This window comes from Nocardia sp. NPDC004278, assembly GCF_053602975.1.
Window position 1 is genome coordinate 32,376 of record NZ_JBSGEQ010000030.1, and the last position, 22,515, is coordinate 54,890.

The 22,515-nt window shown below is 66.9% G+C and carries 17 protein-coding genes and 1 tRNA gene; 6 read left to right on the forward strand and 12 right to left on the reverse strand.

Annotated elements, in window-relative coordinates; all coding sequences use genetic code 11:
* Nucleotides 1–345: 345 nt before the first annotated feature.
* Nucleotides 346–419 (reverse strand) — tRNA-Met (locus ACWEO2_RS33790).
* Nucleotides 420–994: 575 nt separating this feature from the next.
* On the opposite strand from ACWEO2_RS33790, the gene ACWEO2_RS33795 reads away from it, so the two are divergent.
* On the forward strand, nt 995–1,540 hold the full coding sequence (locus ACWEO2_RS33795; RefSeq protein ID WP_452409056.1) for a transglycosylase family protein: 546 nt from the start codon (nt 995–997) through the stop codon (nt 1,538–1,540).
* Between the two features lie 117 nt (nt 1,541–1,657).
* Here ACWEO2_RS33795 and ACWEO2_RS33800 read toward each other — a convergent pair whose 3' ends face one another.
* A complete protein-coding gene (locus tag ACWEO2_RS33800; RefSeq protein ID WP_452409057.1) occupies nt 1,658–4,654 on the reverse strand; it encodes a UPF0182 family protein in 2,997 nt (998 codons plus the stop codon).
* A 464-nt stretch (nt 4,655–5,118) separates the two neighbouring features.
* On the opposite strand from ACWEO2_RS33800, the gene ACWEO2_RS33805 reads away from it, so the two are divergent.
* On the forward strand, nt 5,119–5,709 hold the full coding sequence (locus tag ACWEO2_RS33805; protein ID WP_452409058.1) for a PPA1309 family protein: 591 nt from the start codon (nt 5,119–5,121) through the stop codon (nt 5,707–5,709).
* 1 nt (nt 5,710) lies between these two features.
* On the opposite strand, the gene ACWEO2_RS33810 is transcribed toward ACWEO2_RS33805, so the two are convergent.
* On the reverse strand, nt 5,711–6,736 hold the full coding sequence (locus ACWEO2_RS33810; protein ID WP_452409059.1) for a YlbL family protein: 1,026 nt from the start codon (nt 6,734–6,736) through the stop codon (nt 5,711–5,713).
* A gap of 126 nt (nt 6,737–6,862) precedes the next feature.
* Between ACWEO2_RS33810 and ACWEO2_RS33815 the strand changes: the two genes are divergently transcribed.
* The 3 genes from ACWEO2_RS33815 (at nt 6,863) to ACWEO2_RS33825 (ending at nt 10,638) form a co-directional block, all read left to right on the forward strand.
* Nucleotides 6,863–8,260 carry a zinc-dependent metalloprotease gene (locus ACWEO2_RS33815; RefSeq protein ID WP_452409060.1) on the forward strand — a complete coding sequence of 466 codons (1,398 nt, stop codon included), beginning with the start codon at nt 6,863–6,865 and terminating at the stop codon, nt 8,258–8,260.
* 87 nt (nt 8,261–8,347) lie between these two features.
* Nucleotides 8,348–9,211: a hypothetical protein gene (locus tag ACWEO2_RS33820; RefSeq protein ID WP_452409061.1), complete on the forward strand. Its 864-nt coding sequence runs from the start codon at nt 8,348–8,350 to the stop codon at nt 9,209–9,211.
* An 83-nt stretch (nt 9,212–9,294) separates the two neighbouring features.
* Nucleotides 9,295–10,638, forward strand: a complete 1,344-nt coding sequence (locus tag ACWEO2_RS33825; protein WP_452409062.1) for an ABC1 kinase family protein — start codon at nt 9,295–9,297, stop codon at nt 10,636–10,638.
* A gap of 155 nt (nt 10,639–10,793) precedes the next feature.
* Here ACWEO2_RS33825 and ACWEO2_RS33830 read toward each other — a convergent pair whose 3' ends face one another.
* From ACWEO2_RS33830 to ACWEO2_RS33855, 6 genes are all read right to left on the reverse strand, one after another.
* The gene (locus ACWEO2_RS33830; RefSeq protein ID WP_433734489.1) at nt 10,794–11,075 is read right to left on the reverse strand and encodes a WhiB family transcriptional regulator; all 282 of its coding nucleotides are present in this window, start codon (nt 11,073–11,075) and stop codon (nt 10,794–10,796) included.
* 182 nt (nt 11,076–11,257) lie between these two features.
* On the reverse strand, nt 11,258–11,602 hold the full coding sequence (locus ACWEO2_RS33835; RefSeq protein WP_355177095.1) for a hypothetical protein: 345 nt from the start codon (nt 11,600–11,602) through the stop codon (nt 11,258–11,260).
* Between the two features lie 106 nt (nt 11,603–11,708).
* Entirely contained in the window at nt 11,709–13,883 is a 2,175-nt protein-coding gene (locus tag ACWEO2_RS33840; protein WP_452409126.1) for an ATP-dependent DNA helicase UvrD2, read from the reverse strand.
* A gap of 112 nt (nt 13,884–13,995) precedes the next feature.
* On the reverse strand, nt 13,996–14,454 hold the full coding sequence (locus ACWEO2_RS33845; RefSeq protein ID WP_452409063.1) for a MarR family winged helix-turn-helix transcriptional regulator: 459 nt from the start codon (nt 14,452–14,454) through the stop codon (nt 13,996–13,998).
* On the reverse strand, nt 14,447–15,046 hold the full coding sequence (locus ACWEO2_RS33850; RefSeq protein WP_452409064.1) for an EVE domain-containing protein: 600 nt from the start codon (nt 15,044–15,046) through the stop codon (nt 14,447–14,449). Before ACWEO2_RS33850 ends, ACWEO2_RS33845 begins: the two co-directional genes overlap by 8 nt.
* Nucleotides 15,043–15,465 (reverse strand): SRPBCC family protein, encoded by a 423-nt coding sequence (locus ACWEO2_RS33855; protein ID WP_452409065.1) that lies wholly within the window; start codon nt 15,463–15,465, stop codon nt 15,043–15,045. Before ACWEO2_RS33855 ends, ACWEO2_RS33850 begins: the two co-directional genes overlap by 4 nt.
* Before the next feature lie 107 nt (nt 15,466–15,572).
* Here ACWEO2_RS33855 and ACWEO2_RS33860 point away from each other — a divergent pair, with 107 nt between their 5' ends.
* Nucleotides 15,573–15,803 carry a mycoredoxin gene (locus ACWEO2_RS33860; RefSeq protein WP_354960679.1) on the forward strand — a complete coding sequence of 77 codons (231 nt, stop codon included), beginning with the start codon at nt 15,573–15,575 and terminating at the stop codon, nt 15,801–15,803.
* Nucleotides 15,804–15,865: 62 nt separating this feature from the next.
* Here the strand turns inward: ACWEO2_RS33860 and nudC are convergent, their stop codons facing one another.
* The 3 genes from nudC to ACWEO2_RS33875 all read right to left on the reverse strand — a co-directional run bounded on the left by nudC (nt 15,866) and on the right by ACWEO2_RS33875 (nt 22,454).
* The gene (gene nudC / locus ACWEO2_RS33865) at nt 15,866–16,774 is read right to left on the reverse strand and encodes an NAD(+) diphosphatase (protein WP_452409066.1); all 909 of its coding nucleotides are present in this window, start codon (nt 16,772–16,774) and stop codon (nt 15,866–15,868) included.
* A gap of 47 nt (nt 16,775–16,821) precedes the next feature.
* Entirely contained in the window at nt 16,822–17,877 is a 1,056-nt protein-coding gene (locus ACWEO2_RS33870; RefSeq protein WP_452409067.1) for a potassium channel family protein, read from the reverse strand.
* A 119-nt stretch (nt 17,878–17,996) separates the two neighbouring features.
* A complete protein-coding gene (locus tag ACWEO2_RS33875) occupies nt 17,997–22,454 on the reverse strand; it encodes an ATP-dependent helicase (protein ID WP_452409068.1) in 4,458 nt (1,485 codons plus the stop codon).
* Nucleotides 22,455–22,515: the final 61 nt, after the last annotated feature.

Below are 22,515 nucleotides of genomic sequence, written 5' to 3' on the forward strand. Positions count from 1 at the left end.
TGGCTGTCGATCTGCTGAACCCGGCCCGCAATCGCGACGACCACGCCGACCTCATCACCGTCGAACTACCGATCAGGCGTCCAGCACGGCAACCATTGAGCGTGCAGGTCCGCCAGGCCACCCTCTACAGTTCCGCACGGGCGGAGTGTCGGCAGCGGCCATACGACCACCTTCGTGAACTCGCGAATCCTGCACTGGCAGCGGATGCCGGAGAATCGCGGTTCGCTATACCGCTACTTCGACCAGACCGCCTCGAGAATCCGACTCCGGCCAACGTTGCCGAATACATTCCCCTGCATCAATGAAAAACGGCCCGGAACTGTATGTTCCGGGCCGTTTCCCTAGTAGCGGGGACAGGATTTGAACCTGCGACCTCTGGGTTATGAGCCCAGCGAGCTACCGAGCTGCTCCACCCCGCGTCGGTGAACACAACATTACACACGTCTACGCAGAGAAGGCAAATCGCTGACTTTGCAGGGCATTTCCGCTGGTCAGCGGACTGAACGAGGAGCAGAAGAGGCGGCCGGTGGCGCGGCTCACAGAGCCTCCGGAGCGAGTTCGACAGTCTGCCGCAGCACTGTCCGAGCCCGTTGCGCGAACGACGACAGACGCACAAGAACCACTCCCGAGCGCTATCGAACCGGGCGGTCATTGGGCTCAAACGTGACCCGAGCCACTATTTCATGGTGATCCCGAACACATAACGTTGCTATAACAGACCGTCCAGAATCCATTCTTATAGCATTTGCGACCTGCGCAAACACTGATATACACGCTATTCGCATCATGCACTCGCGAAGTTATCAAGATGTGATCTGCCGAGATTTCTTGGTTACCGTCGATCCACGGCCCGGATCAAACGTGATGGGCTCGAACTCGAACCGCCGAACACCGGCGACCCTGTCCCGCGGTTCGAGGATCCCCGACACACCTGGGGGCAGGGACTCGGCATTTCTTTTACCCGGGGGCGGTGGGCGCAGGGAGGGAAAACATCATGTCGAAACACCGGAAGCTCAGCACCCGCGCCCTCGGCTATGCCGCCGTCACCGGCGCAATCGTTGCCGTCCCGTTCGGTCTTTCCACCGGTACCGCCGCGGCCGCCCCCACCCACAACTGGGACGGCGTCGCCCAGTGCGAAAGCGGTGGCAACTGGGGTATCAACACCGGAAACGGCTACTACGGCGGTCTGCAGTTCTCGCAGAGCACCTGGGCCGCCAACGGTGGCGCCGGTTCCGCCAATCACGCCAGCAAGGATGAGCAGATCCGGGTCGCCGAGAACGTGCTCGCCACCCAGGGCGCCGGTGCCTGGCCGGTCTGCGGCCAGTACCTGCGCGCCGGTGAGTCCGAGCCGAGCCCGGCCGTCGCCGAGCCGGAGCCCGCACCCGCCGTGGTCGCCCCCGCCCCGCCCGCCAGCGTCGAATCCGCCATCGAGCGGGCCAAGTCCGCCGGTTTCGAGCTGGCGAAGCAGAACGGCCTAGAGGGGCCGTACAAGCAGCTCCTGGACCAGAACAGCGCGCTGATCGACTCGTTCGGTCGCTGACGCACGGCGCCGACGTCACTCGGCAACGGCGCCGAAGGTGACGTCGGCTCGTCCGGCGTCAACTGGAACGGCCCCGCCACCCAATCCGGGTGACGGGGCCGTTCTCGGTTTCAACGATCAGCGACTGGCGTCCTGATAAGCCTTCACCGCGGCCTCCAGTTCCTCCAGCGCCTTGCCGAAGTCCTGGAAGTTGCCGGACTTCATGGCATTTCGCACATTTTCGATCTTCTTGTTCAGATCCGCAGCCGCCGCGTCCTTGGCGGTGGATCCGGTCGCGGGCGGCGGTGTTGTGCCCTGCGGCGGTGCGCTGGCGCCCTGCGCCGGCGGGGTGGTGCCCTGCGTCGGCGGCGGGGTGGTGCCCGGTTTCGGCCTGCTCGTCGGATCACCGCCGAACGGCGTGGCCAGCGAACCCGTGCCCGGCAATACCTGATTCAGCGCGTCGGCCAGAGTGGAGGCGAAGCCGACCTTCACACTGCCCGCCACATCGCGATAGCTCACCAGCACGCGCAGCAGCTGCGGGAAGGTGGCGCTGCCCGCACCGGTATTTCGCTCGTTGTAAAACGGCTCCACATAAAGGATTCCGCCGTCGGCGATCGGCAATGTCAGCAGATTGCCATATCTGATCTTGTTCGAATTCGACAGCAGCGTTTTCTGACTGGAGACTTCGGGCGCCGTCGTCATGCTGTTCTGAGTTTGCTGCGGACCCTGCGTCTGGGTATCCGTCGGCAATTGCAAGATCGTGAATTTGCCATAGCCGTCCGGATCCGACCGCACCGAGATATACGCGGAGAGGAACTGGCGGTTGTAGCCGACCATGGCACTGGTCAGGTTGAACACCGGCTTATTCGTCGCCGGATCACCGAGCAGCACGTAGTACGGGGGCTGGTTGAACGTGCCGCCCTCGGTGGTCGGATCGCTCGGCACCGACCAGAAGGCGTTGTTGGTGAAGAACTCTCGCGGATTGTCCACGTGATACTTGGTCAGCATCTCGCGCTGCACCTTGAACAGATCCTCGGGATAGCGGAAGTGCGCCCGCAGCTCCGGGGAGATCTCGCTCTCCGGCTTGACGGCGCCGGGGAACACACCGCGCCAGGCCTTGAGCACCGGGTCGGTGGAGTCCACCTCGTAGAGGGTCACCGTGCCGTCGTAGGCGTCCACGGTGGCCTTCACCGAGTTGCGGATGTAGCTGACCTCCTTGCGCGGCAGCAGCCTTCCGGTCTTCTTATCGATGCTGTCCTCGACCGCGCCCTCCAGCGAGGTGGACTGCGCGTACGGGTAGTTGTCCAGCGTGGTGTACGCGTCGACGATCCACTGGATCCGGCCGTCGACAACCGCCGGATAGGCATTGCCGTCGGTGGTCAGCCACGGCGCCACCTTCTGCACCCGCTCGCGCGGGCTGCGATTGAAGATGATCTTGGAGTTGCCGCCGATGTCGGAGTTGAACAGGATATTGCGCTCGGTGTACTTTGCGGCGAAAGCCAACCGGTTGAACCAGTTGCCGATCGACACGCCGCCCTTGCCGTTATAGGTGAATTGCGCAGTGTCGGAGTCGTATTCGCGCGGCTGGCTGCCGCTGACCGCTCCGACGATCGCGTAATCCGGGTTGGACTGCGAGATCAGCTCGCCGTAGTAGATGCGCGGCTGGTCGACCTTGATCTGCTGCTGGTCGGTGGTATTGAACAGGTCGCTGACCAGGAAGATCGGATAGCCGCTGTCGCTGCTGCCACCCGCCGCGCTCGGATCCTCGTATTGCGGCTTGTTGACCCGGTTGGCCGGCGCTGCCACAAAGCCGTTGCCGTGGGTGAAGACGGTGTGCTTGTTGATCCAGTTCGTCTGGTTGCCGCTCAGCGCCGACGGATGCAGCTCGCGCGCGGCCACGATGTAGTCCTGCACATCGCCGCCGAGGTTGTAGCGATCGATGTCCAGCGAATCCGGGAAGCCGTAGAAGTTCTTCAGCTGCTTGAGCTGAGTGAAGGTGGGCGAGAGGATATTCGGGTCGAGCAGTCGCGCGTTGCCGATAGTGGCCGCGTCGACCGGCACCTCCAGCGGGCTCTTCTTACTGTCGCCCTTGTAGTCCTTGTACTCGATCTTGTCGGAGGTAATGCCGTACGCCTGCCTGGTAGCGGCGATATTGCGTTCGATGTAGGTGCTCTCCTTCTCGGCGGCATTCGGGCGCACCGAGAACTGTTCGACCACCAGCGGCCACACCGCGCCGACCAGGACCGAGGAGAGCACAAGCAGCGCGGCGGCCATAGCTGGCACCCGCAGATCGCGCAGGACGATCCCGGCGAAGAAGGCGATCGCGCAAATCACCGCGATGGACAACAGGATCAGCTTCGCGGGCAGCACGGCGTTGATATCGGTGTAGGAACCGCCGGTGAATATCGGCTCCTTACGGCTGCTGGAGAGCAGTTCATAGCGGTCGAACCAGTATGCGACGGCCTTGAGCAGCACGAAGATTCCGGCGATCACGGCCAGCTGGATGCGCGCGGGCCTGGTCAGCGTGCCCTCGCGCCCGGTCAGGCGCAGGCCGCCGAAGACATAGTGCGTCACCAGGCTGGCGAAGAACGCGATGACCGACGCGACGAACAGCCAGTTCAGCACCATCCGGTAGAAGGGCAGATCGAAGGCGTAGAAGCCGACGTCCAGGCCGAACTGCGGATCCTGCTGGCCGAACGAGCCGCCGTTGAGGTACAGCTGCACGGTGACCCAATTCGACTGCGCCACCAGGCCGGACAGCACGCCGAGCACCAGCGGAATACCGATGCCGAACAGCTTGAGCCGACTCATCACGGTGGTGCGGTAGCGCGCGATCGGATCGTTCGGACCGGCCACCGGCACGAATACCGGCCTGGTCCGGTAGGCCAGCAGCAGCGCCAACCAGACGACAAGCCCCACGAACAGCGCGACGACCAGGAACAGCAGAATCCGCGTGCGCAAGACGGTGAGATAGACATTGCGGAAGCCGACCTCGCCGAACCACAACCAGTTCGTATAGGTGTCGGTAAACCGCGGTCCCAGCAGCAGCAGCGCCGCCAGGATGATGGCCGCCACCAGCAGCACTCGGCTGCGTCGGGACAACGAAGGTAAGCCGGTGGGGGGCCGCATGCCCACGATGCCACTCTCCAAGGTCCGGCGGCGCTCGTACCGATCACTCGGTTGTCGCACCGCAGTCCGATTTTGCAGGTGGTCCGTTCCGGACCGTCTCGCGCCCACTCTACGTAATCTGTGACGTCGGCCGCGCGGGCGCTGTGTTGAATTTGCGGCGCCTGCGCCACCGCGTGTTCGCGGCCCCCGAAGATTCAGCATCGCGTAGCGATTCGATGAGGGGTGATGGTCGGGCGACGGGTGGGCCTCGCGTCCGAGCCGTCGAGGCTCGCGACTGCGTCGCGTGCGCTTCGACGACTCGGCTGAGTTCGATGGCCGAGCCTTCGACTCGGACGAGTTCGATGGCCGAGCCTTCGACTCGGACGCGAGACGGGCCGCGAACGGGTCGCTCGCAAGACTCGCTCCGTGGTGGTCGCGAAACGGCGCCGACCTCGGCCTCAATGCTCTGGCAAGGGTGTGGGGGTGTAAGGATGTCCGGTGTGACCGCAGATCTGCACGCCGAACTCGTCCTCGCCCGTTCCGTCCGTGAGGTGGCGGAGTTCGTCGACGCCGAGGGTTGGGGCAGACCGCCGCAGATGTTCGCGCTGGTGCCGACGGCCGATCTGGTCGCGGCCGAGCCCGGGTTGCTCGATCAGCTCGACCAGGGCAGCGAGCTGACTCCGATTGCCCAGGAATCGTTCCCGGACGACATCACCGGCGGATCGATGGCGCTCGACGAATTCCTCGCCACCACCAGCTGGCCCGAGGCGGTCAGCGGGTGTGTGCTGGTCCAGGAGATCGTGGTGCTACCGCCGGATGCCGAGAGCACGCTCGACGACGCGCTCACCCCGCTGCTCGCCGATCACGAGGCCGCCGACGCCGCGGCGCGCGCCGCCGCCGAGACGCATCCGGAGCGGCGCACGGCACGGCTGCTCGCCGCCGTGCTGCGCTCCGGCGCGGAACTGTGCCTGCTGCAGCTGAAGCCGGAGGACGATACCGACGACTTCGGCGATCTCGACCTGCGCACCTACCCGAACCTGGCGCCCAACCTCATCGAGGCACTGCACCACACGATGGAGTGACTCAGCCGCAGGAGACGGTGTCCCGGCCCGCGTTGATGTCATTGAGCGATTGCACTGCGCCGCTGAGGTTTTCGACCTTCACCAGCCGCAGGCCGTCCGGCGTGCGCTGCCTGGCCTCATTGCAGTTGGCGGCCGGGACCAGGAAGGTCTCGGCACCGGCATCGCGCGCGGCCATCATCTTGTACTGGATGCCGCCGATCGGGCCGACCTTGCCGTCCTGATCGATGGTGCCGGTGCCAGCGACGAACTTGCCGCCGTCGAGTTCGCCGGGCGAGAGCTTATCGATCAGCGCGAGGCTGAACATCAGGCCCGCCGATGGGCCGCCGATATCGGCGAGGTTGAACGAGACCTGCAACGGCGGGCGGGCGCCCTCGGTCATGGACATGCCGAGATAGCCCTTGTTCGCGTCGTCGGGGCGGGCGGCCAGTGTGATCGTCGCGGTCTGTTCGGCGTTCTCGCGGCGGTACACCACGGTGAGCTCACTGCCCGGTGCCTGCGCGGAGACCGCGGTCACGACATCCTTCGGCGTGGCGATCGGCACGCCGTTGACGCTGACCACTTCATCGCCCGGGCGCAGCGTCTGCTTGGCCGGGCCGTCATCGGAGACCTTGCCCACCAGCACCACCGTCGGCAGATTCAAAAAGTGCAGCGCGGACACCGCGGCATTGCTCTCGGAGTCCTTGAAGTCCTGCTGATTGGACTTATCGATCTCCTCGCGCGGGACACCGGGCGGATACACCTCGGAGCGCGGGACCAATCCGTGCTCACCGCTGACCCAGAATCCGAACGCCTCGAAGATGTTCAGCCCGTCGCGCACCGAGACCGTGGTCATATTCAGGTGCCCGGTCACCGGGTCCACCTCGGCGCCGCGAACATCGACGACCTGCTTGCCGTCCACCGCGCCGAGGGTATTGAACGTGGGTCCGGGACCGAGTGCGACGAACGGCACAGTGAGCACACTGCCCACCGCACCGAGGACGAGCACCGGGATCAGAGCGGCCACCAGGGTCAGGATCCGACGATTCACCTGGACCACAGTAGTGATCGCCCATGCGGCCGGGCGGACGAGGCGCATATTTACGCCCCACGCGCGTGTCCTGATTTCGCGCCGCGCGAACATCGAACCCCCACGCCACACGCGTATGTTTAGGGTATGAGTGACCTCCCCTTCGGATTCTCGAACCGCGATGACGACGACCGCAAGCGCGGCGACGAGCCGAGCGGTCCCGGGGCGAACGATCCGTTCGGCTTCGGCGGGGCAGGTGCGGGTGGTTTCGATCCGGCACAGCTCGGGCAGATGCTCACCTCGCTCGGCCAGATGCTCAGTGGGATGGGGCAGCCGGGGTCGGCACAGGCCGGTCCGGTCAACTACGACGTGGCCAAGCGACTGGCCCGCCAGCAGCTCGGCGCGAGTGTGACGCCGGTCGCCTCGGGCACCGTCAGCGCCGTCGCCGACGCCGCACACCTGGCCGAACTGTGGCTCGACGGTGCGACCACCCTGCCCGCTGGCGCGAACAAGACCGCGGCGTGGACCGCCAACGACTGGATCGAGGAGACACTGCCGACCTGGAAGCGCCTGTGTGATCCGGTGGCCGAACAGATCTCCGGAATGTGGACCGCACAGCTGCCGGAGGAGGCGCGCGAATTCGCCGGTCCGATGGTCGGCATGCTCGGGCAGATGGGCGGGCTGGCCTTCGGCTCACAGCTCGGCCAGGCGCTCGGCCAGCTCGCCAAGGAGGTGCTGACCTCCACCGATATCGGACTGCCGCTCGGCCCGACCGGCACCGCGGCGCTGCTGCCCGCGGCCATTTCCGAGTTCAGCGCCGGGCTGGAACAGCCGGAGAGCGAGATCCTGGTCTTTCTTGCGGCCCGCGAGGCCGCGCATCAGCGGCTGTTCGGACATGTGCCGTGGCTGCGTCAGCAGGTGCTCGGCGCGGTCGAGGACTATGCCCGCGGCATCAAGATGGACTTCTCGGCCCTGGAGTCGGCGGCCCAGGGCATCGACCCGATGTCACTGACCGATCCCTCGAAGCTCGAGGAGATCCTGTCCCAGGGCGCCTTCGAACCGCAGACCACCCCGGAGCAGAAGCAGGCGCTGGAACGACTGGAGACGCTGCTCGCCCTGATCGAGGGCTGGGTCCAGGTCGTGGTCACCGATGCAGTCGGAGATCGGCTGCCCGGTGCCGGTGCGCTCGCCGAAACCCTGATCCGCCGCCGCGCCACCGGCGGTCCCGCCGAGCAGACCTTCGCGACCCTGGTCGGACTCGAGCTGCGGCCCCGCAAGCTACGGGAGGCGGCGGCGCTGTGGCGGCGGCTCACCACCGATGCGGGCATCGACGCCCGAGACGCCATCTGGGCACATCCGGACCTGCTACCGGATTCCAACGATCTGGACTCCCCCGCCGCCTTCATCGACTCGGTAATCGGCGGCGGCACGGACGCATTCGACGATCCGCTGGCCCAACTCGCCGAAACCGAGGCCCGCGAGAAGGCCGAGCGCGAGGCCACCGAGGACGGCCCGAACCTCGACAAGGACACCGACCCGTCCTAGTACTGTCCTGTTGATAAGCGCGAATCCCTGTGGATTACCACGGGATTCGCGCCTATTCCCCGATCACGCTGTCCGCATACTGCTGGCATGACGAGGCGGATATGCGGGCCGATGCTGGCGCCGCGGGTGACGGTTTTGGTGCGGCCGTCCGGGGTCGTGCAGTTGGGGTGGGATCCGGAGGGGGCGTTGCTGCTGGATCGGACCGCATTGGACACCGAGACGGTGCTGGCGTTTCTGCGGCTGCTGGATGGGATGCAGAGTCGACCGCAGCTCATCTGGCGGGCCGGGGAATGTGGGATCGCCCCAGCGGACGCGGCCGAACTGCTGAACCGGATCGATGACGCGGGGCTGCTCGTGCATCCGGACCAGCGGCTCGGCCAGGTGCGATCGGTGCGGGTGCACGGGCTGGGGCCGCTCTCCGATGCGGTCGCGACGGGACTGCGGCGGCTCGGGCTGCGGGCGGTCCGGTCGCGTGGGTACCGCCCCGACGGTTCGGTGCTCGCCTGGCGCGGTGAACTCGTGGTGCTGGCCGATGCCTTGGTTATCGACCCGCGATTGGCCAATGAGCTGGTGCTGCACGGGATTCCACATCTGCAGGTCCGTATTCGCGATGGCAACAAGGGGATCGTCGGGCCGCTGGTATTTCCCGGCCTGACGAGTTGTCTGCGCTGCCTCGATCTCACCCGATGTGAATACGACCCGGAATGGCCACAACTCGCGAGCCAGCTGCTCGGTCGGGTCGGGTATGCCGCACCGGCCGGCATCCTGGCCACCGCGGCATTGCTGCTCGGCGAACTCGAAGCGATCATGCGCTGTTCACCCGAGCGGCCGCTGGACACCATGAACACCACGATCGAACTCGAACTGGATACCTACCGGATCTCGCGTCGCGAATGGCCGCAGCACGAAGGATGCGGATGCCGCGCGGTTTTCGCTGGTCCGCCCCGATGAGCGTGTCGATTCTTACACTCCACCAAGGAAAGACATCAGTATTGGCATGGCAAAGCCACGGGTCTGTCCGCCATGATGGGTACGTGTCTGAGATTGTGCGTCGTCGCTCAACCCGCAATGCCAAGTTAGCCAAGATTCCGCTCGGAATCGCCGGACGGGCCGCCGTCGGGTTCGGCAAGAAGCTGGCCGGTGGCGATAAGTCGGAGATCAACGCCCAGTTGAACCAGAAGGCCGCCGAGCAACTGTTCACCGTATTGGGTGAGCTCAAGGGTGGCGCGATGAAATTCGGCCAGGCGCTGAGCGTGATGGAGGCCGCGGTTCCCGAGGAGTTCGGCGAGCACTATCGCGAGGCACTCACCAAATTGCAGGCGGCCGCGCCGCCGATGCCAGCCGAGACCGTGCACCGGGTCCTCGACCAACAACTCGGAACCCAATGGCGGCAACGCTTTCGATCCTTCGACGACACTCCGGCCGCATCGGCGAGCATCGGCCAGGTGCACCGGGCGGTATGGTCCGACGGCCGGGATGTCGCGGTAAAGGTGCAGTATCCCGGTGCCGATGAGGCGCTGCGCGCCGATCTCAAGACACTTTCACGGATGACCGGACTGATCGCCTCGGTAATTCCGGGCGCGGATATCAAGCCGATCCTGGCCGAGATCACCGAGCGCACCGAGGAAGAACTCGACTATCGCAATGAGGCCGCCAACCAGCGCGCCTTCGCGAAGGGGTTCGACGGGCATCCGGAGATCGTGGTGCCGAAGGTGGTGGCCAGCGCGCCGAAGGTGATCGTGACCGAATGGCTGGACGGCACCGCGGTCTCGGCGATCATCAAAAAGGGCGCCGAGGATCCGGAAGGCACTCGCGCGCTACGCAATCGAGTAGCCGGATTGATGGGCAAGTTCCACTTCTCCTCACCGGAGACCGTCGGCCTGCTGCACGCCGACCCGCATCCGGGCAACTTCATGGTGCTGCCCGATGGCAAACTTGCCGTCATCGACTTCGGCGCCTGCGCACCCATGCCGGACGGCTTTCCGGAGGTCCTGGGGCGCATGCTCGCGCTGGAAATCGACGAACGCTTCGACGAACTGGTCGAGCTCATGTACGACAACGGCTGGGTGATTCCGGGCCGGACGGTCACCGATAAGGAGATCGCCGACTACCTGCGGCCGTTCACCGACCCGATCCAGACCGATTCGTTCCACTTCACCCGCAAGTGGATGCAGCGGGTGGCCGGTAAGGCCTCCGATTTCACCAGCGCGGATATGAAGACCGCGCGCGCCCTGCAGTTGCCCGCGCAGTTCGTGATGATCTTCCGGGTGCTCGGCGGTTCGGTCGGCATCCTGGCCCAGCTCGATGCCGAGCTGCCGTTCATGCAGTTGGTGCGGACCTGGATGCCCGGCTTCCGCGAGGAGCGCTCGGCCAGCTGACGGTCCCCGACCGAAAGACATTGAACCAGAACGCAAACGAGCCGCCCACCGGATCTCACGGTGAGCGGCTTGTTTGCTTTCTCGTTCCTGGGCCCGGCCCGGATCCGAAACGGCCGGATAGGCCTCAGCGACCGGAGGGAGGGAGGTCAGCGATCTCATGCCGAGATCGCGACCTTGCGTGGACGACCACGCGGGCGCTTGCGGGCGATCACGACACCCTGGTCGAAGATCTCACCGCCCCAGACACCCCACGGCTCACGCCGATCCATGGCCGCGCTCAGGCAGCCTTTGCGGATGGGGCAAGACGCGCACAGCGCCTTGGCCTGCTCCAGTTGGACCGGGCTCTCGGCGAACCAGAGATCGGGATCTCCGGCTCGACAAGGCACCTTTGTGACCTCCCGGGGACGGGTGGGCCGTGCCACGGTTCGGCATGTCACGTCAGTAGTGGCTTGTGGCCAGCTCTCTGCGGTGAACACGTCGTTCTCCTTCAGCTCGTTTGCAGCGGTACGTTTCGTTCGTTCCGCGAAACCGAGGCCGGTTGTGGCTGAAGGGCCGGTAGAAAATACTGGCCACGGTTTCGCTTCGGGCGATCCGTGGCCAGGAGGTCGGGGAGTGTTCCCTACCTAGTTCGACATCTCTGTCGAATCCTGATCACGGTCGCTGGGTGGGTGGTGCGGCGGAGGCGTGCTGCCCGCAGATCTGCCGGTGCATATCCGGCCTCAACTGCGAATGCGCCGACTTTTGCCTCGGTGGCAAATGCCGGGTGCCAGCCCGCGCTGGGCTTGTCCTGCTTGTTGACGCAAATCGGGGAATGCATAGGCATGGATTGCGCCTGAATCCCGAATACGTCCACGCCGGACAGACCGATCCCCTGCAAAGCAGCGAGGATCCCCCGGGAGGCCGACATGACGGGTGCAGCATTCACCGCAACGCCGCTCGCGCTGAAGTTCGTATTGCCATTCATCGTTCTGCCTCCCTCCTGTACTCGTGTCGGTAACTGTGCGCGCCGGGATGACCTCCCGTGCGTGATCCCACCATATGTGTTGGCGCTCATCGCGACAACCTATTTTCTACCTGCGGTTTTGTGGGCTTGACCGCAGCCGCGATGCGACTATCTTCAACACCTCGGCACCGTATTGCTCGAGCTTCTTGGCCCCGATTCCGGGGATGGCGGCCAGTGCATTGTCATCGGCGGGCAGTTGCTCGGCGATCGCGGTGAGTGTGGTGTCGGTGAAGATCACGAACTCACGCACCCGCAGATCCTGCGCCTTCTCCGCGCGCCACGCCTGCAGCGCGGCCAGTAGCTCGGCATCCAGTTCGGCCGGGCAGCGGCGACAGCGACCGAGCATGGTCGCATAGGTGCCGATCAATGGTTTGGCACAAATCCGGCAGGTCGGGCGCACGCCGTTCGCGGCGGTGTCGGCGACCGGCGCGGCGATTCGCGAGGCGGGCGAGTCGTCGGGCACCAGACCGTTGAGGAACCGGGAGCGCCGCCGGGTGCGTCTGCTGCCCTCGCCGCGAGCCAGCGCCCAGGACAACTGCAGGTGTTCGCGGGCCCTGGTCACGCCGACATAGAGCAGTCGCCGCTCCTCCTCGAGCGCGGCCTGATCGGCGACCGAGCCGTCATCGCCGAGCACATGCGCGATCGGCAGGGTGCCGTCTGCGACGCCGACCAGGAATACCGCATCCCACTCCAGGCCCTTCGCCGCGTGCAATGACGCGAGGGTGACACCCTGCACCGTCGGTGGATGCCTGGCCTCCGCGCGCGCGGCCAGTTCACGCAACAGGCCGGGTAGCTCGAGCGCAGCGTCGTGGTCGACCAACTCCTCGGTCAGCCGCACCAGCGCCACCAACGATTCCCAGCGCTCGCGGGCCTGGGCGCCCGCAGGTTCGGTGGCGGTGAGGCCGACCGGCGCGAGGGCGGCGCGCACCAAAGTGACCAGGGCCTTACCGCTGCGGGACCGGTCGGGCAGATCCTCGCGGGATGCGACCTGACGCAGCGCGGATATGGCTTGCCTTACCTCAGCGCGGGCGAAGAAGCCCTCGCCACCGCGGACCTGATAAGGGATGCCTTGCTCGGTCAACGCCTGTTCATAGGCCTCGGATTGCGCGTTGATCCGGTAGAGCACCGCGATTTCGGCGGCCGGTGTGCCCGCGGTGATCAGTTTCTTGATGGACCGGGCGACCGCGGCGGCCTCGGCGGGACCATCGTCGAATTCGGCGAAGCCCGGTTCCGGCCCATCGTCGCGCTGGCCGACCAGTTGCAGCCGGGTGCCAGCGATGCGGCCGCGCGCGGCACCGATGACCCGATTGGCCAGCGAGACCACCTGCGGCGTCGAGCGGTAGTCGCGTTCCAGCCGGATCACCGTCGCCTCTGGAAAGCGCCGGGAGAAGTCGAGCAGATAGCCGGGGGTGGCGCCGGTGAACGAATAGATCGTCTGGTTCGCATCGCCGACGACGGTCAGATCGTCGCGCTCGCCGAGCCAGGCATCGAGCACCCGCTGCTGCAGGGGCGTCACGTCCTGATATTCATCGACCACGAAACTGCGGTAGCGCCCGCGGAATTCGTCGGCCACCGCGGGATAGTCCTCCAGTGCGGCGGCGGTGTGCAGCAGCAGGTCATCGAAGTCCAGCAGCAGACCGTCCGGCGTGGCCTTGAGCTTTTCGTAGCCGCGGTAGACCGCGGCGACCCGCATCGGGTCATACGGTGGTTCGCGCCGATGTTGGGCCACGGCCGCCGGATAGTCCTCCGGTGCGATGAGAGTGGCCTTGGCCCATTCGATTTCGGTGAGCAGATCGCGAACGGCTTCGGTATGTGAGGACAATCCGGCCTGGTGCGCCGCCTGCGCCACGATCGGGTACTTGCGATCGATCAACTGCCAGGGCACATCCCCGACGACCTGCGGCCAGAAGTACTTCAGCTGCCGCAGCGCCGCCGCGTGGAAGGTGCGCGCCTGCACCTGATTGGCCTCGCCGCCGAGTCCGAGCGCGCGCAGGCGGGCGCGCATCTCCCCCGCCGCGCGCGCGGTGAACGTCACCGCGAGCACCTGGTCGGCCTTCACATGTCCGGCGGACACCAGATGCGCGATGCGATGGGTGATGGTCCTGGTCTTGCCGGTCCCCGCGCCCGCGAGCACACACACCGGCCCGCGCGGCGCGCGCACGGCAGCGGCTTGTTCGGGGTCCAGCGAGTCCAGTGCTGGCCGCGGGGGCTCGCTCGTACTGGTTGCCGACACGACACACATCATGGCAGTGCGCGCCGACAAGTCGTGCCGCCGGCCACAGGCCCGCCACGCCACGCAACCGATCGCGCTGTTTCACGAGCGCGGATCGCGCGACGGACGAGGCGATGAGCGCCTAACGATCGCGCAATTGTCGGAGCGCGCCCGCGAACGTCCGCGCCTCGCCGCCGAGCGGGCCGAAGAACTCGTGATCGCAGTTCTCGACCACGACCAGCGCCCGATTCGCCAGTGCCACACCGTCTTCGGTGGGGACGAGGGCCTTGGCCCTGCGGTCGTGCGGGTGGTTGCGGCGCTCGAGCAGGCCCTTCTGCTCGAGCGCGCGCAAGACCTGGGAGGTCATCATCGGATCGGTGGCGGCGTGCGCGGCCAGATCACGCTGCATCACGGGTTCGTCGCGGCGGGCGGCCAGATAGGTCAGCGCGGCCAGCAGGACGAACTGCACATGGGTCAGGTCGAACGGGGCCAGCGCCGCCCGCTGGGCGGCCTGCCAGCGGTTGGTCACCTGCCAGAGCAAGAGCCCGGGACTTTCGTCGGCCTCGGCGAATTCGGAGCGCAGACCCCGGTCCTCACTCATATGCCTCCCTTGCTTGTGGTTCGTCGATCATCGCCTGCGCGATGACCGCGAAGTCGTGCGCGGTCAGTTCGACCAGTCCGCGGCGCAGCACCATGCCCCAATTCGGCGCGCTGGTGAGATCGAGTTCGCCGCGCAGTTCGTCGATGGGGATCGCGCGCGCGTCGGTGCGGTAGTGCACCGCGCGGCGCCACGGCTGGAAGCAGCCGCCGTCCTGCGGATCCGCCTGCCAGACGGGGGCGTCGGCGATGGTGCCGATGGCGGTGAAGGAACGGATCGGCGCGCCGGTCCGCATGCCCTCGCGCGGTGAGTAATAGAGGAAGCCATCGCCCGGACGCATCCGTTCCAGCGGTGTCCGCTTGCCGTGGTTGACCTGCGCGATGCCGAGTTCGACACCGCGCTGGACGTGCTCGCGCGAAACCACGCCGAGCCAGTACCGCTGCCCGGCCCCGCCACCCCATATCGAATCGCTGCGCGATGCCGAGCGCCCACCCGTCGCCCGACCACCGCCGACGGAATCGCTGCGCGATGCAGTATGCCCACCCGTCACCAGACCACCAGCCCACATTGAATCGCTGCGCGATGCAGTAGTCATACGAGCACCGCCTCGGCCGCCGCGACGAGGGCGTCGAGATCGGGCGCGACGGACTTGGCGAGATCGCCGCCCATCACCTTGATCCAGAACCAGCGCAGCGGCCCGTCGATCGAGACGGTCACAGTCACCGTTGTGCCCTCCGGACCGGTGGCGACCTGGTGGTCGAACGTCAGGCGGGCGCCGATGAGCTTGGAGACGTCGACGAATTCGGTATCGGAGAGCCGCTCGATGCGGAACGGGACCTTGGGGCCGCCCTTCGGCTTCAAGGTGCCGGTCGCGCCCTGGGTGAACGATCCGTCGAGGCGGACCCATTCGGTGTCGTTGTTCCACTCCGGCCAGGTGGCCATATCGGCCCACTTGGCGAAGAAGGCGGCGGGCGCGGCGGTCGAGGTGGCCTGTGCGGTGGCGATCGTTGTCATGGACTTAGTATGCGCGCATATTAAATCCAGCGCAAGTCTCAGGGCGGAACAGGATCGGACCGTAGAATGTTGAACGATCCGTGACTGACGTGACTCCCGCCTTGACGATGTACTCGACCACCTGGTGCGGCTACTGCCGCAGGCTCAAGAAGCAGTTGGACGAGTCCGGTATCAGCTATGTCGAGATCGATATCGAACAGGATCCGGCATCGGCCGAGTTCGTCGGCAGTGTGAACGGCGGCAACCATGTGGTGCCGACCGTGAAGTTCGCGGACGGTTCGACGGCCACCAACCCGTCACTGGCCGCGGTCAAGCAGACGCTCGCCACGCTGGCCTGACCAGGCCGGCCACCATATCCGTGCGGACCTCGCGGCCCGCACGGAACTTTTTGTGCCCGCGATCAGCTCTCCTGCGCCGCCCAGGACTCCACGATCGTGCGCGCGATGGAGATCGATCCCGGCAGCAGTAGCCGCGCACCCTGGTTCTGCGCGGACCAATCGCCGACGGCCAGCGCCTCGCGCACCTCCGCGCGGGTGAACCAGTAGGCCTCGGCGATCTCGCCGTCGGAAAAGGTCAGCGGCTGATCGGGATCGGCGACGGCAGCGAATCCGAGCATCAGCGAGCGCGGGAACGGCCACGGCTGACTGCCCAGGTAGGTGATGTCACGGACCTGGACTCCGACTTCCTCGAGCATCTCACGCTCGACGCAGCGCTCCAGCGACTCCCCCGCCTCGACGAATCCGGCGAGCAGGGAGAACAGCGTCTTGGGCCAGGTGTGCTGGCGGGCCAGCAGCACTCGGTCGCCGCCGTCGTGGATCAGGCAGATGATGGCCGGATCGATCCGAGGGAACTCCTCATGGCCGCCCTCGGTGACCCGCGACCAACCGCCCTTGGTCGCGACGGTCGCGGTGCCGTCGGCGGCATTGAACCCGGCCTTGTCATGCCAGTTCAGCAGGGCCATGGCGGCGGTGAGCAGACCGGCGGTGAGATCGTCGACGCCGCCCGCCAGCGCCCGCAGATCGGTCAGCGTGCCCTGCAGTTCGGGATCGCGCACCGCCCAGACATGTCTGCCGTTGCTGATGCCGAGAAATACCGCGACCGGATTCGGTTCGGCGGACAGTTCGATCGCCGGTTCCAGCACCAGTGCACCGTTGTCGAAGCGGAACTGCCCGCGCGTATTGACCCGGAGTAGTTCGGCCTCGGCCCAGCCCTCCTTCAGCGCCTGTTCATCGGTCCGGATCTCCTCGGCCCGGTCGAGCACCGAACGCGAAAGGAGCGGAACACCATTGAGCTGAAATCCTGAGGCCACGGTTCGAGACTATCGCGCCGCCGCGAACGCCAACCGTCGCGCCGGTATCACCGGCCCGCGTGCCGGATGTACAGCAGCTTGTCGGTCGCCTCCAGCGCGTCCACCTCGGCCTGGCCCACCCGGATCAGCACACCGCCGCGCACCACGCCGAGCACGATATCGCCGAGATGCCGGGGCGAGCCGCCGACCTCGGACGGTTCCACCTCGCGTTCGGCAACGGCGAAGCCCTCCTCGGGGGTCAGCAGATCCTCGATCATCTCGACCACGGTCGGGGTCGTGGTGGCAATTCCGAGCAGCCGGCCCGCGGTCTCGGAGGAGACCACCACCGAATCCGCGCCGGACTGACGCAGCAGATGGGTGTTCTCGGCCTCCCGGATGGCGACCACGATCTTGGCGTTCTTATTGAGTTCGCGTGCCGTCAGGCTGACCAGTACGGCGGTGTCGTCGCGGTTCGCGGCGACGATGACCGAGGCCGCGCGCTGCACACCGGCCAGCCGGAGCACATCGGATTGGGTGGCCGAACCGTGCACCGTCACCAGGCCCGCATTCGCCGCGGCGTCCAGTGCGACGGAATCGGCATCGACCACGACGATATCGGCGGGCTGTATGCCGTCGCCGAGCATGGCGTCGACCGCGGTGCGGCCCTTCGTCCCGTATCCGACCACGACGGTGTGATTACGCACGCTGCGCCTCCAACGCTGAATCTTGAATGCCTGCCGGGAACGCTCGGTGAGTACGCCGATGGTGGTACCGACGAGCACGATGAGGAAGAGAATGCGCAGCGGGGTGATGATGACGATATTGACGAGCCTGGCCTCGGGGGTGACCGGCGCGATATCGCCGTAGCCGGTGGTCGACAGCGATACCGTCGCGTAGTAGAGGGCGTCGAGGAACGACAGCTCGTTCCCGGAATTGTCGTGGTACCCATCGCGACCCACGTACACCACCAGTGCCGCGGCGAACAGCAACCCGATCGCGAAGAGCACCCGGCGCACCAGCGATGCCCCTGGACTGGACTGGATTTCGGGGATGCGCAGCACACCGACCAGCGCGAAATCCGGGCGACTCGACAATCCGACACTGCGTGTGCGATCACCGAACACCGGACTCACCCGCCCTGGCCGAGTCGATTAGCTCCGGCGTTATCTGTCCCTCCGGCACGCACCGGAGCCTACCGGGTATCCGCGATCGCACCCTGCACCCACACGAACAGCCGGTGAACCTAGGGTCGCGGATCATTCGGCGCGGCATTCCTGATCAGCTCGGCCAATTCGTCCGGGCCGGGCAGGGCGGCGGGCGCGATGGTGCGTCCGGTACGCACGTAATGGAATGCGGCGCCGATGCGTTCGAGCATTTCCGCCTCGGTGCCGTGCTCGCGCCCGGCCATCAGCCTGGCCCAGGCCAGTCGGTAGACGGCCAGCTGCATGGCGACCGCTGGCTCGTTGGCGGGTGCGGGTTCGGCACCGGTTTTCCAGTCGACCACGATCCAGCCGCCGCCGGGTTCGGCGAAGACGGCATCCATCCGGCCGCGGATCACCGTGCCAGCAATGGAGGTTTCGAAGGGGATCTCCACCTCCAGCGGGGTGCGGTGGGCCCACCGCGAGTTCAGAAACGACTCCTGCATGGTGACCAGTTCGGTGTCCACGCCGGCATCGACGGCGCTGCTGTCCGCGCCGGGCAGTTCATCGAAGCCGAGCAGGCGGTCGGCGGCGAACCAACGCTGCACCCAGGCGTGGAAGGCGGTGCCGCGCCGGGCCAGCGGATTCGGTGGGAACGGCAGCGGGCGGCGCAGGCGGGCGGCGAGTTCGGCTGGGTCCGCGCGCATTTCGACCAGAGCGGTGGCGGCGATCTGGCCGGGGAGTTCGACTTCTTCTGCGATGGCTTGGTCGGCTTCGAATTCGGCGAGTAGCGCGTCGACGTCGGCGGCCCAGCCGTCGGGGTCGTCGGGATCGTCCGCGTGTCCAGCGGAATGGTCGTGGGGCGGTGTGGGTTCGGAGGTCGATGAGCCGAACTCGTCCGGGGGTGGCTCGAATTCGTCGAAAGGCGGTTCGTTGTCCAAAGGCGGTTCGAAGTCGCTGAGCGGCGGCTCGGACTTGTCGGGATGCGGTTCGAAGTCGTGTGGGGGCGGCGGGAATTCGTCCTGCCCGTGCCAATCCGGCGCACTGAGGGCGCTCGCGGGTGGTCCGTAGGGGTCGTCGAACGGTGCGGGCGCATCGGGAACGTCGGGCGGGGGAACGTCGGCGTAAGGGTCAGCTGTCAGTGCGACCGCGGCGGGACCGTCGGGGTCGGGGTCGGTTGACAGTGCGACCGCGGCGCGACGGTCGGGGTCGGGGTCGGTTGACAGTGCGACCGCGGCGCGACGGTCGGGGTCGGGGTCGGGGTCGGTTGACGGTACGACCGCGGCGCGACCGTTGGGGTCGAGGTCGGTTGACAGTACGACCGCGGCGCGACGGTCGGGGCGGGTGGCCGTTGTTTTCGGGTCGGCAAAGTTGTCGGTGGCAGGGGCTACAGTCGGTGTCATGTCGATGTCATGGGGCAGGCGGTCCACGAAATCGGCTGAGGCAGTTGCTCTGTCGCGGGTTGCAAGCGGGACCGTACGGTTCGTCGCGGTGACACCTGTAGCCGGTTGTGCCTCGAGTTCGGCGAGGGCGGCGCGGACGAGAGAGGCACCCTGTTCGATGGGGTCGCGGCGATTGCCGAGGGGATCGCGGGGCCATTCGGCGGTCGCGGGGTTATCGGTGAAGGGGTTGACGGCGTCGACGTCGGGAGCGTCGTCCCAGCGGTCGATGGTGACCGCGCCATGGGCCGGGCTGTCCGGCGCTTCGCTGGCGTATTTGAGTTCCAGAAGGAAGTCCGACGGTCCCTTTGGCGCGGTGCCGGTTTCGGCCCAGTGGTGGGCGGAGACCAGCAGGATGCGTTCGGTTCTGGTGAGGGCGACGTAGAACAGGCGGCGGTCTTCGTCGATGCGGCGGCGGTCCAGCGATTCCTTATGGGACTTGATCGCTCGCTCCAGGTCGGCGCGGTCGTAGAGATCCGACAGGTCGAGTACGGGGACGCCCTCGGCGGCATCGTCCTGTTGGCGATCGCCGCGCAGGGTGGTGGGGAGTTCGGCCAGTGCACCGAGCCAGGTACCGGAGGCCGCGCCGGAGGGGAAGACCCCGCGGGTGACGTGGGGTACCGCGACAATCTCCCACTCCAGGCCCTTGGCCGCGTGCACGGTCAATACCTGAACTCGATCCCGGGCAACCTCGACCTCGCCCGGCTCCAAACCGTTCTCGACCGACTCCGCGGCGGCGAGGAAGGCGAGTAGACCGCCCAGCGATGCGCCGGTATCGCTGGCGTATCCGGCGACCACCTCGGCGAAGGCGTCCAGATGTTCGCGTCCGGCACCGGCGCCGACCATCGCGCGGCGGGCCTGGGTCTCCACGCCGACGCCGATGGTGCGTTCCACATCCGCGACGAGTTCGGCGAGTGGTTGGCCGCTGCGTTCCCGCAGCGCCGCGAGTTCACGGCCCAGCGCCACGATGCGCAGGAAGCCCGCCTCCGAATACTGTTCCCGCGGACCGGGATCGGCGATCGCATCGGCCAGACCGGCCTGTTCGGCCGGTTCCGGCGCCACCTCGCGCAGCGCCTCGGCGAGTGCGGTGGAGTCGGTGATCTCATCGACTTCATTGCCGTGCAGGCGGCTGATCGACAGATCCCTGGCGCGGCGGGCGAGTGCGGCGAGGTCGGCGACGCCGATGCGCCAGCGGGCCCCGGTGAGTATGCGCATGGCGGCGCTGCCCGCACCGGGTTCGGCGATGAGCCGCAGGGTGGCGACGATATCGGCGACCTCCGGAGTGGCCAGCAGACCGCCGAGACCGACGATCTCCACCGGAAGCCCCTGTTCGCGTAGGGCTTCCGCGAGCGGAGCGGCATCGGCATTGCGGCGCACCAGTACCGCCGAGGTCGGCGGGGCCTCCCCCGCCGCACGCTTGATCGCCCATTCGGCCGCGATCCGACCCGCTACCCAGATCCGTTCGTCGGCAACGGTTTCGGTGAGCGCCATGGCGACGACACCCGGCGCGGCATCGGGTTTCGCGCGCAGCGCGTCGACGGTGACACCGCCGCTGTCGATGGCATTGCGGCGCAGTGGTTCGGCGACCAGGTTCGCCAGCGCCAGCGCTTCCGGCGGATTCCGCCAGCTGGTCAGCAGCGGCAGAATCGGCGCGGGAATGCCGGGGGCACTGGGGAAGTCAGTGGCGAATCTGGGCAGGTTGGCGGCGGACGCGCCGCGCCAGCCGTAGATCGACTGCATCGGATCACCAACAGCTGTCACCGCCAGTCGCTGTTCGCCTCGACTGCTTGCCCGTTGCTCCGCATCCGACCGATGCCCCCGCATCGGACCGCCGTCACTCCGCCGAACGTCGGGGTCGGCCCGGTGGGCGCCGGAGTCGCTTCCGCTAGCGTCGGGCACACTTCGGTGCGAGCCGGAGCCGCTTTCACCAGCATCGAACTCACCTCTGGTGGAGCCGGAGCTGCCTCCACCAGCATCGAACTCACCCCGGGCGGAACCGAAGCCGCCTCCACCAGCATCGAACTCACCACCGGCAGAACCGAAGCCGCCTCCACCACCATCGAACTCACCACCGTCGGAGCCAGGGTCGCCGGAGCGAACGTCCCGGTCGATCGGTGCATCTGACGACGAGGGCCGATCAGCCCCGGTGTCGGCGGTGGACTGCGATGGGGCGGTGGCCTTTCGCGACCGTTTGGTGTGCGGTTGCGGTGGCGATCCGCCGAACAGTGCTGCGAGCAGGATGCGTTGGGCGTGGCCGGTGTCCTGGTATTCGTCGAGTAGGACCAGGCGGAAGCGGGCACGTTCGGCGGCGGCGACCTCGGGATGTTCGGCGGCGAGGCGGGCGGCCAGCGACATCTGGGCGCCGAAATCCAGTGCGCCGCGCCGGCGCAACGCCTCGGCCAACTGCTTGACCAGGGGTAGCAGCGCAACGCGTTCGCGCTGCACCTGCACGATGTTCTGCAGGGCCTGGCTCGGTCCGCCGCGTTGACGCGGACCCGCGGGCAGGGTGTGCACCAGCTTTTCGAGTTCGGTGTGGGCCTCGGCGAGTTGTTCGGGCTCCACCAGATGTTCGGCGAGTTGACCGGATAGGGCCAGCACCGCCTCGGTGACCGAGACCGGGGTGCGTTCGGTATCGAGGTCACCGTCCCAGTTGCGGACCACCTGGTGCGCGAGTTGCCAGAGCTGGGTTTCGGTCAGCAAGGTCGCCGAGGGTTCCACCGGCAGCAGCAGACCGTGTTGGGTGAGCAGCCGCCCCGCGTACGAGTGATAGGTGCTGATCTCGGGTTCGGCCCCGGAGAGCTGGGCGCGCAGCTCACCGCCGGTGTCGAGTTCGCGCAGCAGCGGGGAACCGGCCAGCCGGGCCAGCCGGGTGCGGATGCGGGAGGTCAACTGCTGGGCGGCTTTTCGGGTGAAGGTCAGACCGAGTACCTCATCGGGCAGCACGAGGCGATTGGCGACCATCCACACCACGCGCGCGGCCATGGTCTCGGTTTTGCCTGCGCCCGCACCGGCCACCACCAACGTCGGACCCGGTGCGGCCGAGATCACGGCGGCCTGCTCGTCGGTGGGCGGTGGGAGGCCGAGCGCCTCCGCGAGCCGGTTCGGCGAGACGGTGCCGCTCATGCCTGCGCCTCGCTGACGCTCGGCTTCGGCATGCGCGCCGCGCGCTGGCACATGGTTCGCT

Bases quoted from the DNA above. Each gene is read 5' to 3' on its own strand.
- ACWEO2_RS33835 (WP_355177095.1), bottom strand. From the start codon at position 11,602: ATGAATGGCAATACGAACTTCAGCGCGAGCGGCGTTGCGGTGAATGCT.
- ACWEO2_RS33875 (WP_452409068.1), bottom strand. From the start codon at position 22,454: ATGAGCGGCACCGTCTCGCCGAACCGGCTCGCGGAGGCGCTCGGCCTC.
- ACWEO2_RS33840 (WP_452409126.1), bottom strand. From the start codon at position 13,883: ATGTGTGTCGTGTCGGCAACCAGTACGAGCGAGCCCCCGCGGCCAGCA.
- ACWEO2_RS33795 (WP_452409056.1), top strand. From the start codon at position 995: ATGTCGAAACACCGGAAGCTCAGCACCCGCGCCCTCGGCTATGCCGCC.
- ACWEO2_RS33815 (WP_452409060.1), top strand. From the start codon at position 6,863: ATGAGTGACCTCCCCTTCGGATTCTCGAACCGCGATGACGACGACCGC.
- ACWEO2_RS33860 (WP_354960679.1), top strand. From the start codon at position 15,573: ATGTACTCGACCACCTGGTGCGGCTACTGCCGCAGGCTCAAGAAGCAG.
- ACWEO2_RS33820 (WP_452409061.1), top strand. From the start codon at position 8,348: ATGACGAGGCGGATATGCGGGCCGATGCTGGCGCCGCGGGTGACGGTT.
- ACWEO2_RS33855 (WP_452409065.1), bottom strand. From the start codon at position 15,465: ATGACAACGATCGCCACCGCACAGGCCACCTCGACCGCCGCGCCCGCC.
- ACWEO2_RS33850 (WP_452409064.1), bottom strand. From the start codon at position 15,046: ATGACTACTGCATCGCGCAGCGATTCAATGTGGGCTGGTGGTCTGGTG.
- ACWEO2_RS33805 (WP_452409058.1), top strand. From the start codon at position 5,119: ATGTCCGGTGTGACCGCAGATCTGCACGCCGAACTCGTCCTCGCCCGT.
- ACWEO2_RS33845 (WP_452409063.1), bottom strand. From the start codon at position 14,454: ATGAGTGAGGACCGGGGTCTGCGCTCCGAATTCGCCGAGGCCGACGAA.